Below are 13,003 nucleotides of genomic sequence, written 5' to 3'. Positions count from 1 at the left end.
ATCGGGCATGGTAACCGCACCGGCCCGCAAACCCGCATCCGGATCGATCGATGCCAAGCCCGCTGCCGAAACCGAGCAGCGCCGCAGCAGCGCGCATCTCGACCGGCCCGACAAACATGCGCGAGAGCAATATTCGATCTCGGACCTGACGTCCGAATTCGGCTGCACCGCGCGTGCGCTTCGCTTTTACGAGGACGAAGGGTTGATCAGCCCCGCGCGAGTGGGGCTAACCCGCGTCTATTCGAAGCGCGACCGGGCGCGGCTCGCCTGGATCATGCGGGCCAAGAATGTCGGTTTCTCGCTCAACGAGATCCGCGAGATGATCGACCTCTACGATCTCGACGATGGCCGCGTCGAACAGCGCCGCGTCACGATCGAGAAATGCCGCGAGCATATCGCCAAGCTCAAGGAGCAGCGCGCCGATATCGACTCGTCGATCAAGGATCTCACCGAATTCGTCGCCGAGATCGAAAAGCTCGACCTCGGCTGAATCCGACACCTACCCGACCAGACCAATACCGCTTGAAAAAGGGATCAAAGCGATGCCGACCTATACCGCCCCGACCCGCGACACGCGTTTCATCGTCAACGAGATGCTCGACCTTGCAAGCTACGGCAACCTGCCCGGCTTCGAGAACGCGACGCCCGACATGATCGACACGGTCATCAACGAGGCGGGCAAGTTTTGCGCCGAGGTGCTCGCGCCGCTCAACCAGATCGGCGACGAACATGGCTGCACCCGGCACGAGGACGGATCGGTCACGACGCCCCCGGGCTTCAAGGAAGCCTATGACGCCTATGTCGAAAGCGGGTGGGGCACGATCGCCAAGCCCGAGGAATTCGGCGGGCAGGGCCTGCCGCACGTGCTTGGCTTCGTGATCGAGGAATATACCGGCACCGCCAACCAGGCCTTCGCCATGTATCCCGGCCTCACCAACGGCGCGACCGCCGCGATCGAGGCGGCGGGATCGCAGGAACAGAAGGAAATGTACCTGCCCAAGATGATTTCGGGCGAATGGTCGGGCACGATGAACCTGACCGAGCCGCATTGCGGCACCGATCTCGGCATGATCCGCACCAAGGCCGAACCGAACGACGACGGGTCCTATTCGATCACCGGCACCAAGATCTTCATTTCCGCCGGCGAACACGACCTCACCAGCAACATCATTCACCTCGTGCTGGCGAAAACGCCGGGCGCGCCCGACTCCTCAAAGGGCATCTCGCTGTTCATCGTGCCCAAGTACATCCTCGATGAAAACGGCGAACCGGGTGAGCGCAATGGCGTTTCCTGCGGGTCGATCGAAAAGAAGATGGGCATTCACGGCAATGCGACCTGCGTGCTCAACTACGACGGCGCGAAAGGCTGGATGGTCGGCGAGGAGAACAAGGGGCTTGCCGCCATGTTCATCATGATGAACGCCGCCCGTCTCGGCGTCGGTCTGCAGGGCCTCGCCCAGGCCGAAGTCTCCTATCAGAACGCCGTCACCTATGCGCTCGACCGGCGCCAGGGCCGCGCGCTGACCGGACCGAAGGACACCGACGCCAAGGCCGATCCGATCTTCGTGCACCCTGACGTGCGCCGGATGCTGATGGACGCCAAGGTGTTCAACGAGGCGATGCGCGCGCTGTGCCTGTGGGGCGCCCTGCAGGTCGACCTCACCCACAAGGCGCAGACGCAGGAAGAGCGCGAGGAAGCCGACATGCTCATCGGCCTCATGACCCCCGTCATCAAGGGCTACGGCACCGACAAGGGCTATGACATCGCGAACAACATGCAGCAGGTCTATGGCGGGCACGGCTATGTGCGCGAATGGGGCATGGAACAGTTCGTGCGCGATAGCCGCATCGCCATGATCTACGAAGGCACCAACGGCGTGCAGGCGATGGACCTGTGCGGCCGCAAGCTGCCGGCCAAGGGCGGCAAGGCGATCCAGAAATACTTCGCCGTGATCGACGAGGAAATCGCCTCGGTGAAGGACGACGAGACGCTTGCTCCTATCGCCGCAGTCCTCGAAAAGGCGCTGGGCGAACAGAAGGCTGCGACCATGTGGTTCATGCAGAACGCGATGCAGAACCCCAACCATCTCGGCGCGGGCGCGCATCACTACATGCACATCATGGGCATCGTGACGCTGGGCTATATGTGGCTCAAGATGGCGAAGGTCGCGAAGGAAGCGCTGGCGGGCGATCCGTCGGACAAGGCGTTCTACGAAGCCAAGCTGACTTCGGCCGCCTATTACGCCGAGCGCTGGCTGCCGGACGCAGGCGCGCTGCGGCGCAAGCTCGAGGCGGGCAGCGAGAACATGATGAAGCTGACCGAGGACGCCTTCGCCACCGCGGCCTGAGGCAATCTGCAGGCACCGCGGCCCAAAGTGGCGCGGACTTGTCTGCCCCTTTCCATTCGCGGGTCGTCATATTTCGGTATGACGGCCCGCGTTTTTGCGTGTGGCGCCTCTGGAAAGGCCGCGCGCAAGGCTGGCAGTGCGCATTCGGGCCAGAAAGCGCCGATCCATGCGGTCGCATTTGCGCCAGTGCGTGTTGACGCCGCGCGCCAGCGCCAATATTTCGATATTTATCGAATCGTTGGAGTTTCCGCGTGCAATCCCATCAGGTCATAAGCTCTCTTGCAGCCCTCGCGCAGGAACATCGCCTCGCGGCCTTTCGCCTGCTCGTCGAAGCGGGCGCCGAAGGCATCCCGGCCGGCATGCTCGCCGACAAGCTGGGAGTGCCCCCGTCTTCGATGAGCTTCCATCTTGCCCAGCTGTCGCATGCAGGGCTGGTTACCCAGCGGCGGGAGAGCCGGTCGATCATCTATTCGGCCGACTACGCGGCGATGAACGCGCTGATGGGCTATCTGACCGAGAATTGCTGCGGCGGCGATGACTGCGCGGCCGTTTGCGCTCCGGCGGATCGCAAGGAACCGGCATGAAAAACGTCCTTTTCCTGTGCACCGGCAATTCGGCCCGTTCGATCCTGGCCGAGGCGATCCTCAACCATCATGGTGCCGGGCGGTTCGCCGCCTACAGCGCCGGGAGCAATCCTGCGGGCAGGGTCAATCCCTTCGCGCTGACCACCGTCGAAAAGCGCGGGCTTCCGGTCGACGGCTTCCGTTCGAAAAGCTGGAGCGAATATGCCGAGGGGCCCGAATTCGACCTGATCTTCACCGTCTGCGACAGCGCCGCCGCCGAAAGCTGCCCGGTATGGCCGGGGCGTCCGATTTCGGCCCATTGGGGCATTCCCGATCCCGCGGCGGTCGAAGGACACGATACCGAAAAGCAGGCCGCATTCGAACTCGCCTTCGAGCGGCTGAAAAGCCGCATCGATCGGTTCATCGCCCTGCCGATCGACAGCCTGACGCCCGAAGACCTGCGCCATGAACTGGCGGCAATCGGCAGGGAGGCCGAACGGGCATGACCGCCGCGAGCGCCGACATGGAACCCGCCGCAGCGGGGCTTGGCCTGTTCGAGAAATGGCTGTCTGTCTGGGTCGCGGCCGCGATCATCGCGGGCGTTGCGCTGGGCAATCTCGCGCCGGAGGTATTCGCGGTTCTGGCGGGGATCGAATACGCTTCGGTCAATCTGGTCGTCGCGGTGCTGATCTGGGCGATGATCTTTCCGATGATGGTCGCGGTCGATTTCGGCGCGGTCCGGCGCGCGGGGGACAAGCCCAAGGGGCTGATCATCACGCTTGCGGTCAACTGGCTGGTCAAACCGTTCACCATGGCGGCGCTGGGCGTGCTGTTCTTCGAAGTGGTCTTCGCGCCGCTGATCGACCCCGCCGATGCGCAGCAATATATCGCCGGGCTGATCCTTCTGGGGGCGGCGCCTTGCACTGCGATGGTGTTCGTCTGGTCGCAGCTGACCAAGGGCGATCCGGCCTATACGCTGGTGCAGGTGGCGGCGAACGATCTCATCATGATCGTCGCCTTCGCGCCCATCGTCGCGCTGCTGCTTGGCGTCACCGACATTGTCGTGCCCTGGGAGACGCTGCTGCTGTCGGTCGCTCTCTACGTGGTGGTGCCGCTTGCGGCCGGGGCATTCGTGCGCCAGCGCCTGCTGGCAACCCATGGCGGCGACGACAAAGCGGTGTCGGATTTCACCGGGCGGATGAAGCCGCTCTCGGTCGTCGGCCTGCTCGCGACGGTGCTGCTGCTGTTCGGCTTCCAGGCCGAAACCATCGCCTCGCGTCCGCTGCTGGTGGCGCTGATCGCGGTTCCGATCATCATCCAGAGCTACGGGATCTTCTTCATCGCCTATGGCGCGGCCAAGGCGTGGCGCGTGCCGCACGCCATTGCGGCACCCTGCGCACTGATCGGCACGTCGAACTTCTTCGAACTGGCGGTGGCGGTCGCCATCGGCCTGTTCGGGCTCGGCAGCGGGGCGGCGCTGGCGACGGTGGTGGGTGTCCTCGTCGAAGTCCCGGTGATGCTTTCGCTCGTCGCAATCGCCAATCGCACCCGCGGACATTTCGCCGCCGATTAGGCTGGCTAGCGTTCGCCGGTGTCGTAATTAAGCCCGTCACCCGCGTTTCTTCGCCCAGTTAGGGCAGGCTGGTGGGGTTCGCGCGCAGCGCCTGGCGCTCGCTTCCTATGGAAAGGCCGAGTTTCGAATCAAGAAATTCGCGGCGGGTTCGGGCCGGGTTTGCACCGGCATCCCGCTGCGCAGCCCAAGCGCCGGTTCGCCCTTAACCGAGCCGCCATCGCAGTGTCCCCGAATATTCGCCCGGCAGCGCCTCCCCCGACGAGCCGCGCGCCGGTTCGAACCGCGCCGATCGGCCGATCAGCTTGCAGGTTGCGTCGTCAAGCGGGGCCTGGCCAGAGGAGTTTGCGACAAGGCATTGCGTCACGCGCCCCTGCGCATCGACAAAAGCGCGAAAACCGACATCGCCTTCGATCCCTTCGCGCAGGGCGCGCGAGGGATAGTAAGCACCCATAGCTGCGCCGAGCCCCGCCGGATCGAGCAAGCGCGGCGGGTGGGCAGGGACAGTGCCGGGCGTAATTTCACCCGCCGCGGGCGGAGCGGCCGGGGAGGTGCGAGAGGATCACTCGCCGCGATCGTCACCGGATCGAAAGCGGCTTCAAGCGCGGCCTCGCGCTGGTCCGCGCCGTCGATCCGCTTGAGCGCGATCGTCAGCATGCCCAGCCATATCCGGTAAGCGGGATTGTCGGCCTCGAGCTGCCGCCGCTCCTCGCGCGCCCGCCCCTCGGCAATCAGATCCTCGATGAACAACCGGACATGGCGCATCCGGCTCTCGAAACTTGCGGCGTCCTCGTCTCCCGAACCCTCGGCAAAGGCCGGACCCTGGCAGAAGAACAGGCTGAACAGCGCGGCGAGGGCCGTATAAAGGCCCACCAGGCGCGCAACTTCGTCCTCGACATCATCAAGCGCCGTGGACTTCGCGACCGTATCGGCGGCCATGGCCTCGACAATGCCCTGCCGTTCTTGCGCGGGATCGCCCTTTGCGACCTTCCTTCGCCAACTCCTGCGCTGGCGGCGCAGGACACTTTCGTTCCTGTCAATCTCCGCTTCGAGATCGAAGCCCGCCGTCGTGCAGGCATCGGCGAGATTGTCGCGATACCAGGCATAAAGGCCTGGAAATTGCGTGCGGGTATTCCTGCCGAACACGGACGTCCCCTGCTTTGTTTTCCGCCTGCGATTGCGCCGGGCCTCATTCCACCGGCAGGAAATCCGGGACCGACAGGTAACGTTCGCCGGTGTCGTAATTGAAGCCCATCACCCGCGTTCCTTCGCCCAGTTCGGGCAGTTTCCTGGCGATGGCCGCCAGCGTCGCTCCGGAGGAGATGCCCACCAGCATCCCTTCCTCACGCGCGGCGCGCCGGGCCATTTCCTTCGCTTCCTCCGCACCGACCGGGATCGCGCCGTCGATGGCGTTGGTGTGAAGGTTGTCGGGGATGAAGCCCGCGCCGATGCCCTGGATCGGGTGCGGGCCGGGTTCGCCGCCATTGATGACGGGCGAGGCTTCGGGTTCGACCCCGTAGGCCTTGAAATCGGGCCAGACCTTTTTCAGCTCCTCCGCGCAGCCGGTCAGGTGGCCGCCCGTGCCGACGCCGGTGATCATCACGTCGATCGGGTCGTCCTTGAAATCGCGCAGGATTTCCTGCGCCGTCGTGCGCGCATGGACCGCGACATTGGACGGGTTCTCGAACTGGCTGGGGCTCCACGCCCCATCGGTCGTCTCGACCAGCTGCGCGGCGCGTTCGATCGCGCCCTTCATGCCCTTTTCCTTGGGCGTAAGATCGAAGCTCGCGCCGTAGGCGAGCATCAGGCGGCGGCGTTCGATCGACATCGATTCGGGCATGACGAGGACGAGGCGGTAGCCCTTGACCGCGGCGACCATGGCAAGCCCGATGCCGGTGTTCCCGCTGGTCGGCTCGACGATGGTGCCGCCGGGCTTCAGCTTGCCCGAGCTTTCCGCGTCCTCGACCATGGCGAGAGCGATGCGGTCTTTGATCGAACCGCCGGGATTGGCGCGTTCGGACTTGATCCAGACTTCGTGGTCGGGAAACAGGCGGGCGAGGCGGATATGCGGCGTGTCGCCGATGGTTTCGAGGATATTGGCTGCTTTCATGTCAGGCCTCCTGTGTTTTCGTTGGTTCGCTATCTAGCAGGTCCGGAGGGGGATCGAAGGTCTTGGTGGTGACAAGCACGGGGAACAGCCTCGCCCACAAGGCGACCGTCACGACCGCGCCCGCGCCTCCGGCGACCACGGCCGCGACCGGGCCGATCAGGAAGGCGAGCGAGCCGGAGAAGAAATCGCCGCCCTCGTTCGATGCGCTGATGGTGAGGAGACTCACCGAGGAGACGCGCCCGCGCTTGTCATCAGGCGTGTGAAGCTGGATCAGCGACTGGCGGATATAGACGCTGAACATGTCGGCCGCGCCGACGATGAACAGCATGGCGAGGCTGAGCGGCATGGATTTCGACAGGCCGAAGACGATCGTCGCACAGCCGAAGATCGCGACCGCGCCGAGCATCTTGGGGCCGACATTGGAATTGATCGGCCGGAACGAAAACCACGCGGCGGTGAGCGCAGCGCCCACCGCGGGCGCCATGGCGAGCTGGCTGAGCCCGGTCTCTCCCACCTCGAGGATGTCGCGCGCATAGACCGGGAACAGCGCGGTCGCTCCGGCGAGGAAGACCGCGGCAAGGTCGAGCGTGATCGCGCCGAGCACCATCTTGTTGTGGACGACATAACGCAGCCCGTCGACGATCGCGCCGATGGGGCGCTGGTCCTTGCGCACGGCGGGCTGGGAAACGCGGCCGATGAAGGTGAGGGCGGTGGCCGACACCGCGAACAGCACGGCGGCGACGGTATAGGGCAGGTGCGGTTCGATCGAGAACAGGTAGCCCCCGAGCGCCGGCCCGCCGATCATCCCGACCTGCCACGCGATCGATGACAGCGCGATGGCAGTGGGCAGGATCGCCTTGGGCACGAGGTTCGGGGCAAGGGCGGACAATGCCGGCCCGGCAAAGCCGCGCGCGACGCCCAAAACGATCGCTACCGCATAGAGGATCGGCAGCGCGATCGCCCCGCTCGCGGTGGCCCAGGCGAGCACTGCCGCGCAACCCAGCTGCAAGAGCACGGTGAGCCGTCCCAGCGCGCGCCGGTCGAACCGGTCGGCAGCCAGGCCTGAAAACGGCGTGAGGACGAACAGCGGCAGGAATTGCAGCAGGCCGATCAGCGCAAGCTGGCCCGATGCCTCGGCAATCGTCATGCCCCCGTCGCGCGCGATGTTGTAGGTCTGCCATCCGATGATGAGCAGCATCGCATATTGCGCCAGCGTCATCGCGAGGCGGCTGACCCAGTAGGCGCGGAAATTGGCGACCCGAAATGGGTGGGGCCGAGAAGGTCGGGCGGATGCGGTTTCGTTCACGCCATCGCCCATGGCAGGCTGATGGCGTGCTGCCAAGCGAGGGCTGCTAGGCTCCCCTCAAGCCGGGCTTTCCCGTTCAGCGTCCCCGGCGAAGGCGCGGATTGGGCTGGAGCGTGTCGATCATCGTGACGAAATCGTCGATCCGGATGATCCGTTCGAACTGGAAGCCCGCCCGCACGTCGCGGGTCCAGATGCAATAGGCCTCGATTCGGCCCACCACCGGCAGGCGGATGATGATCCGGTCTCCCCGCGCAAGGCTGTGCGCATCGTCCACCATGAAGCCGTGCGCCGACAGGTTGCAGACATGCAGGTTGAGGTCGCCATGCTGAAAATGTTCGACGATCACCGGGAAATCGACCGGGTGACGCGCCGCGCGGCGCATGTCTGTAACGCTCAGATTCGCTCCGACGGACACTGCGCCCCTTCCTCCATTGGCTGTCGCAAGGCTTTCCTAATGGGAGATAAAGGCTGACATTTGGTAAAGTGCGATGCTTACGCCGGTCTTTACCCTGCGATTGGTCGCCCCGCGGTTCAGCGCGTGACGAGAGCGTGCTTCTTCTTGCCGAGGCTGAGCCGCAGGCTCGAGCCCGCATCCGGCAGGACCAGAAAGCCGGGATCGTTCACCGTCTCGCCGTCCAGTTTCACCGCTCCCTCGGCAAGCTTTCGCTTCGCCTCGCCATTGGACGCGGTGAAGCCGAGCTCGGTCAGCACGGCGCCGATCCGCATGCCTTCCTCGCTCACGGCAAGGGTCGGCAGGTCCTCGCCCGCGCCGCCCGCAAAGGTCTCGCGCGCGGTCGCCTCGGCGGTGCGCGCGGCTTCTTCGCCGCGGACCAGCTTCGTCACCTCGTTCGCCAGCACCACCTTGGCCGCGTTGATCTCGGCCCCTTCGAGCGCTTCGAGCCGAGCGATCTCGTCCAGCGCAAGGTCGGTGAACAGGCGCAGGAACCGCCCGACGTCGCGGTCGTCGCAATTGCGCCAGTATTGCCAGAAATCGTATGCCGGAAGCTGGTCATCGTTGAGCCATACCGCGCCTGCCGCAGTCTTGCCCATCTTCGCCCCGTCGGCGGTGGTGAGCAGCGGCGTCGTCAGGCCGAACAACTCGCGCCCTTCCATCCGGCGGCCCAGTTCCATGCCGTTGACGATATTTCCCCACTGGTCCGACCCGCCCATCTGCAACCGGCAGCCGTAACGCCGCGCGAGTTCGAGGAAGTCGTAGGCCTGGAGGATCATGTAATTGAATTCGAGGAAGGTCAGCGGCTGTTCGCGCTCGAGCCGCAGCTTGACCGAATCGAAAGTCAGCATCCGGTTGATCGTGAAATGCGGCCCGACATCGCGCAGCAATTCGATATAGCCGAGCGAGGAGAGCCATTCGTCATTGTTGACCATGACGGCATCGGTCGGCCCGTCGCCGAAGGTGAGCAGCCGCTCGAACACGGTAAAGATCGAGGCGATGTTGGCGTCGATCACATCGGGGGTGAGAAGCTTGCGGCTTTCGTCCTTGCCCGACGGATCGCCGATCTTGGTCGTGCCGCCGCCCATCACCACGATCGGCTTGTGCCCGGCCTGCTGCAACCTGCGCAGCATCATGATCTGGACGAGACTGCCCACGTGGAGCGAAGGCGCGGTCGCGTCGAAGCCGATGTAACCGGGCACGATGCCCTTCGCGGCGAGCGTGTCGAGGCCTGCAGGGTCGGTGACCTGGTGGATGTAGCCGCGCTCCTCCAGCAGGCGCAGAAGGTCGGAATCGTATGTCGTCGTGCCCGTGCTCATGACGCGGGCGCTTATCAGCGCTTGTCGCAATCGCCTAGAGCCTTGCGCAGCGCCCCTTGCGCAGGCGCGGCGCTGTGGCATCAAGGGGGCATGATCCCCCTCATGCTTCACCGCTCGTGCGATCTCGGCCCCATCCGCGCCGTGACCGCCCGGATCGACGCGACCGCGACCGGCCTCGAGGCTGAATTCCGTCTCGACGGGACGCTCGAAGGCATCGTGCTGCCGCCCTCCGGCCCATCGATCCGCGCCGATGGATTGTGGAAATCGACCTGTTTCGAAGTGTTCTGGCAGGGGATCGGCGAGGAAGGCTACCGCGAGTTCAACTTCGCGCCATCGGGCAAATGGGCGGCCTATGGCTTCGACAGCTACCGAGAGGGAATGCGCGAGGCGCCGGTCAAGGCGATCGCCTTGTCGTGTTCGCATGCAAGCGCGAGGGGGTCAGGGGAAATGGTACTGAGGGCGAATGTCGCCGCCGACCTCGCCTCACCCGCGCAGGTCGGGCTGAGTGCCGTGATCGAACATCGCGGCGGGGGGCTGCAATATTGGGCGCTCGCCTTTGCGCCCGGGCAGCCCGATTTCCATTCCGAAGCCTGCCGCCAGTTGATCGTCGAGCGCTAGCCGGCGCCTCACGCCTCGGCGGGGCGCTGACCGAACGGGGCGTTGAGTTGCACGATCTTCCAGTTGAGCAGCAGCGCGAAGCTCACCCAGGAAATGTAGGGAAGGTTGAGCCATCCCGCGAGCGGCGACCATAGGGGCAGGAACAGGCACAGCGCGAACACCGAAAGCCACAGGAAAACGTTCTCGATCAGTGCGAAATCGGGCCGCTTCAGCTTGAAGAAGAGCGGCGACCAGGCGAAGTGTAGGACGAAATTCACCCCGAACAGCGCGCCGATCGCGATGCCGGCGGCGGTCGTTTCGGCGGCGGTCCAGGCGAGGTAGAAGCTCCAGCCCGATAGCCCGAGAATGATCGTCCATGCCGGGCCGAACAGCCAGTCGGGCGGCTGCCAGCTGGGCTTTTTCAGATTGCGATACCACTCTCCGATATCGGTCAGCGCACCGCCCGCGCCGCCAAGAATTATCGCCCATGCGGCGGCGACAATCGCGGGGGTCCATTCGATATCCATGTTGCACAAGCGAAACAGGGGCCGCCTTGTTCCCGCGCGCGGGGGCTGGCGTGCAAAAGATTTGCCTTTGCCCCATCGCTGTTCCAACGCTTGCGCCCATGACTGACGTGAAATTCGGCATCGACCGCCTGCTCGAAAACCGTTCCCTCCTGACCGAACTGGAAGGGCGGCGCGTCGCGCTGGTCGCCCATCCGGCCAGCGTGACCGCCGACCTGACGCACAGCCTCGATGCGCTCGTGGGGGCGGGGGTGAACGTCACCAGCGCCTTTGGTCCCCAGCATGGGCTGAAGGGTGACAAGCAGGACAACATGGTCGAAAGCGCGGACGAATTCGATCCCGTCTACGGCATCCCTGTCTTCTCGCTCTATGGCGAAGTCCGCCGCCCGACGGCGCGGATGATGGAAAGCGCGGACGTCTTCCTGTTCGACCTGCAGGACCTCGGCTGCCGGATCTACACCTTCGTCACGACCCTGCTCTATCTGCTCGAAGAGGCCGCCAAGGAGGGCAAGAGCGTCTGGGTACTGGACCGTCCGAACCCCGCCGGGCGCCCGGTCGAGGGGACGATGCTGGTGCCGGGGCAGGAAAGCTTCGTCGGCGCCGCGCCGATGCCGATGCGCCACGGGCTTACGATGGGCGAGATGGGCCATTGGTTCGCCCGCCATTTCGGCCTCGATGTCGATTACAGGGTGGTGGCGATGGAAGGCTGGCAGCCCGACGGCGAGGGGAAGGGGTGGCCGACGTCGCGGGTGTGGGTGAACCCCTCGCCCAATGCCGCCAACGTGAACATGGCGCGCTGTTATGCCGGGACCGTGATGCTCGAAGGCACCACGCTGTCGGAGGGTCGCGGGACCACGCGGCCATTGGAAGTGCTGTTCGGCGCGCCAGACATTGACGCCAAGGCAGTGCTCGCGGAAATGCATGCGCTTGCGCCCGAATGGTGCACGGGCGCGGCATTGCGCGAATGCTGGTTCGAACCAACTTTCCACAAGCACTCAGGTTCGCTTTGCAACGCCTTGATGTTGCACGCCGAAGGGCCCTTCTATGCGCATGACGCATTCCGTCCCTGGAGGCTCCAGGCACTCGCCTTCAAGGCGATCCGCAGGCTTTATGCGGATTATGACCTGTGGCGCGATTTCCCTTACGAATACGAATTGGACCGGCTCGCAATCGACGTCATCAATGGCGGGCCGTCCCTGCGCGAATGGGTCGATGACGCCGAAGCGGCGCCGGGCGATCTCGACGCGCTGGCGTCACATGACGAAGCGGCGTGGATCGCCGATGTGCGCGAACACCTGCTGTACTGAATGGGCGCACGCCGCGCTTTCCTTGGTGCCCGCGACCCCTTAAGCTCGCCGCGATAGCGGGTCGAAAAAGGGGAAACTTGAAATGACGTCATCTTCGCGCGAACTGGTCGAGGGCATCTACGCCGCTTTTGCAGCGGGCGACATGGACAGATTCGGCGCGGCGCTGGCGCCCGATGTGGTCTGGAACGAGGCGGAAAATTACCCTTACGCCGACCGCAATCCCTATCGCGGATTTCAGCAGATCGTGGAGGGTGTCTTTGCCCGCACGGCCGAGGATTTCGACGGTTTCGCGGTCGCGATGAATGACATCGTCGATGGCGGGGACAGGGTGGTGGCGATGGGCCGCTATACCGGCACAAGCAAGGCGACGGGCAAGCCGCTCGACGTGCAGGCGGCCCATGTCTGGACGGTGGAAGGTGGCAAGGTCGTGCGCTTCCAGCAATATGTCGACACGCTCGGCGCGGCCCGCGCAATGGGCGCGGCCTGACGGCCTGCTATCGAGAGGGCTGCGCGCGCCAGAGCAGTTTGCCCTCTCGCGGCGCTTCGGGCAGCGGGCGAATGTCCTGCGGATCGCCCTTCACGACCATGACCGCGCAGCCATCCTGCCGCCGGTCCACCGCATAGATCAGCACCGGATCATCCGGCGTCGCAGGCCCGCGCCGTAGCAGCGGAGGTTGGCCAGAGGCGCGGCGCGCGTGCTCGATCCGGTCGCGGCAGGCTTCGCGGTCGGGGCTGGCTTCGGCGGTGGCAGGCGCTTCGGCTTCGGCAGCGGACGGATCATCCGCGCCGATCAGCGCAAGCGCGGCGAGGGGCAGGGCGAGTATGCGCATGGTCTCCTCCTTTGCAGGGCGGAGGATACCATATCGGGCCTCGTGTCAAAAGCGGCGCGCCTGCCGGCCACGCCTGCG

16 protein-coding genes are annotated in these 13,003 nt (G+C 65.0%); 8 read left to right on the top strand and 8 right to left on the bottom strand.

The features are described 5' to 3' along the window. Positions 1–7 precede the first annotated feature (7 nt). The 5 genes from Ga0102493_RS08025 to arsB all read left to right on the top strand — a co-directional run bounded on the left by Ga0102493_RS08025 (position 8) and on the right by arsB (position 4,484). Entirely contained in the window at positions 8–490 is a 483-nt protein-coding gene (locus Ga0102493_RS08025) for a MerR family transcriptional regulator (protein WP_051697634.1), read from the top strand. Between the two features lie 52 nt (positions 491–542). Next, entirely contained in the window at positions 543–2,348 is a 1,806-nt protein-coding gene (locus Ga0102493_RS08020; RefSeq protein ID WP_034901414.1) for an acyl-CoA dehydrogenase C-terminal domain-containing protein, read from the top strand. A 251-nt stretch (positions 2,349–2,599) separates the two neighbouring features. After that, positions 2,600–2,932, top strand: coding sequence for an ArsR/SmtB family transcription factor (locus Ga0102493_RS08015; protein WP_034901416.1), 333 nt, complete (start codon positions 2,600–2,602; stop codon positions 2,930–2,932). Next, positions 2,929–3,417 (top strand): arsenate reductase ArsC, encoded by a 489-nt coding sequence (locus Ga0102493_RS08010; protein WP_034901420.1) that lies wholly within the window; start codon positions 2,929–2,931, stop codon positions 3,415–3,417. The genes Ga0102493_RS08015 and Ga0102493_RS08010 overlap by 4 nt, the downstream gene beginning before the upstream one ends. Next, positions 3,414–4,484 (top strand): ACR3 family arsenite efflux transporter, encoded by a 1,071-nt coding sequence (arsB, locus tag Ga0102493_RS08005; protein ID WP_034901423.1) that lies wholly within the window; start codon positions 3,414–3,416, stop codon positions 4,482–4,484. The genes Ga0102493_RS08010 and arsB overlap by 4 nt, the downstream gene beginning before the upstream one ends. Before the next feature lie 202 nt (positions 4,485–4,686). Here arsB and Ga0102493_RS16610 read toward each other — a convergent pair whose 3' ends face one another. The 6 genes from Ga0102493_RS16610 to tyrS all read right to left on the bottom strand — a co-directional run bounded on the left by Ga0102493_RS16610 (position 4,687) and on the right by tyrS (position 9,667). Further along, positions 4,687–4,935 carry an energy transducer TonB gene (locus tag Ga0102493_RS16610; RefSeq protein WP_081845540.1) on the bottom strand — a complete coding sequence of 83 codons (249 nt, stop codon included), beginning with the start codon at positions 4,933–4,935 and terminating at the stop codon, positions 4,687–4,689. Beyond that, on the bottom strand, positions 4,845–5,627 hold the full coding sequence (locus Ga0102493_RS08000; protein ID WP_051697636.1) for a hypothetical protein: 783 nt from the start codon (positions 5,625–5,627) through the stop codon (positions 4,845–4,847). The genes Ga0102493_RS16610 and Ga0102493_RS08000 overlap by 91 nt, the downstream gene beginning before the upstream one ends. Before the next feature lie 43 nt (positions 5,628–5,670). Next, the gene (cysK, locus tag Ga0102493_RS07995) at positions 5,671–6,591 is read right to left on the bottom strand and encodes a cysteine synthase A (RefSeq protein WP_034901426.1); all 921 of its coding nucleotides are present in this window, start codon (positions 6,589–6,591) and stop codon (positions 5,671–5,673) included. Between the two features lies 1 nt (position 6,592). After that, positions 6,593–7,810 carry an MFS transporter gene (locus tag Ga0102493_RS07990; protein ID WP_034901428.1) on the bottom strand — a complete coding sequence of 406 codons (1,218 nt, stop codon included), beginning with the start codon at positions 7,808–7,810 and terminating at the stop codon, positions 6,593–6,595. 163 nt (positions 7,811–7,973) lie between these two features. After that, complete coding sequence (locus Ga0102493_RS07985) at positions 7,974–8,312, bottom strand: PilZ domain-containing protein (protein WP_174544536.1); 339 nt, start codon at positions 8,310–8,312, stop codon at positions 7,974–7,976. A 116-nt stretch (positions 8,313–8,428) separates the two neighbouring features. Beyond that, positions 8,429–9,667: a tyrosine--tRNA ligase gene (tyrS, locus tag Ga0102493_RS07980; RefSeq protein WP_034901434.1), complete on the bottom strand. Its 1,239-nt coding sequence runs from the start codon at positions 9,665–9,667 to the stop codon at positions 8,429–8,431. Positions 9,668–9,757: 90 nt separating this feature from the next. Between tyrS and Ga0102493_RS07975 the strand changes: the two genes are divergently transcribed. Then, positions 9,758–10,285, top strand: a complete 528-nt coding sequence (locus Ga0102493_RS07975) for a DOMON-like domain-containing protein (RefSeq protein ID WP_034901436.1) — start codon at positions 9,758–9,760, stop codon at positions 10,283–10,285. A gap of 8 nt (positions 10,286–10,293) precedes the next feature. On the opposite strand, the gene Ga0102493_RS07970 is transcribed toward Ga0102493_RS07975, so the two are convergent. Continuing rightward, positions 10,294–10,791: a TspO/MBR family protein gene (locus Ga0102493_RS07970; RefSeq protein WP_034901438.1), complete on the bottom strand. Its 498-nt coding sequence runs from the start codon at positions 10,789–10,791 to the stop codon at positions 10,294–10,296. A gap of 107 nt (positions 10,792–10,898) precedes the next feature. On the opposite strand from Ga0102493_RS07970, the gene Ga0102493_RS07965 reads away from it, so the two are divergent. Both Ga0102493_RS07965 and Ga0102493_RS07960 read left to right on the top strand, forming a co-directional pair. Beyond that, positions 10,899–12,095, top strand: coding sequence for an exo-beta-N-acetylmuramidase NamZ family protein (locus tag Ga0102493_RS07965; protein WP_034901902.1), 1,197 nt, complete (start codon positions 10,899–10,901; stop codon positions 12,093–12,095). 82 nt (positions 12,096–12,177) lie between these two features. After that, positions 12,178–12,582 carry a nuclear transport factor 2 family protein gene (locus Ga0102493_RS07960; protein WP_034901440.1) on the top strand — a complete coding sequence of 135 codons (405 nt, stop codon included), beginning with the start codon at positions 12,178–12,180 and terminating at the stop codon, positions 12,580–12,582. Between the two features lie 7 nt (positions 12,583–12,589). Here the strand turns inward: Ga0102493_RS07960 and Ga0102493_RS07955 are convergent, their stop codons facing one another. Further along, the gene (locus Ga0102493_RS07955) at positions 12,590–12,925 is read right to left on the bottom strand and encodes a hypothetical protein (protein ID WP_034901443.1); all 336 of its coding nucleotides are present in this window, start codon (positions 12,923–12,925) and stop codon (positions 12,590–12,592) included. Between the last annotated feature and the right edge of the window lie 78 nt (positions 12,926–13,003).

The sequence above is a fragment of the Erythrobacter litoralis genome, assembly GCF_001719165.1.
Lineage (GTDB): Bacteria > Pseudomonadota > Alphaproteobacteria > Sphingomonadales > Sphingomonadaceae > Erythrobacter > Erythrobacter litoralis.
Note: the sequence above shows the minus strand (reverse complement) of the source record. Positions and strands in the feature narration are given on the sequence as shown.

Excerpts from the sequence above, each read along its gene's own strand:
- Ga0102493_RS08025 (WP_051697634.1), top strand. The coding sequence starts at position 8 with ATGGTAACCGCACCGGCCCGCAAACCCGCATCCGGATCGATCGATGCC.
- Ga0102493_RS08020 (WP_034901414.1), top strand. The coding sequence starts at position 543 with ATGCCGACCTATACCGCCCCGACCCGCGACACGCGTTTCATCGTCAAC.
- Ga0102493_RS08010 (WP_034901420.1), top strand. The coding sequence starts at position 2,929 with ATGAAAAACGTCCTTTTCCTGTGCACCGGCAATTCGGCCCGTTCGATC.
- arsB (WP_034901423.1), top strand. The coding sequence starts at position 3,414 with ATGACCGCCGCGAGCGCCGACATGGAACCCGCCGCAGCGGGGCTTGGC.
- Ga0102493_RS16610 (WP_081845540.1), bottom strand. The coding sequence starts at position 4,935 with ATGGGTGCTTACTATCCCTCGCGCGCCCTGCGCGAAGGGATCGAAGGC.
- cysK (WP_034901426.1), bottom strand. The coding sequence starts at position 6,591 with ATGAAAGCAGCCAATATCCTCGAAACCATCGGCGACACGCCGCATATC.
- Ga0102493_RS07990 (WP_034901428.1), bottom strand. The coding sequence starts at position 7,810 with ATGACGCTGGCGCAATATGCGATGCTGCTCATCATCGGATGGCAGACC.
- tyrS (WP_034901434.1), bottom strand. The coding sequence starts at position 9,667 with ATGAGCACGGGCACGACGACATACGATTCCGACCTTCTGCGCCTGCTG.
- Ga0102493_RS07975 (WP_034901436.1), top strand. The coding sequence starts at position 9,758 with ATGATCCCCCTCATGCTTCACCGCTCGTGCGATCTCGGCCCCATCCGC.
- Ga0102493_RS07970 (WP_034901438.1), bottom strand. The coding sequence starts at position 10,791 with ATGGATATCGAATGGACCCCCGCGATTGTCGCCGCCGCATGGGCGATA.
- Ga0102493_RS07960 (WP_034901440.1), top strand. The coding sequence starts at position 12,178 with ATGACGTCATCTTCGCGCGAACTGGTCGAGGGCATCTACGCCGCTTTT.
- Ga0102493_RS07955 (WP_034901443.1), bottom strand. The coding sequence starts at position 12,925 with ATGCGCATACTCGCCCTGCCCCTCGCCGCGCTTGCGCTGATCGGCGCG.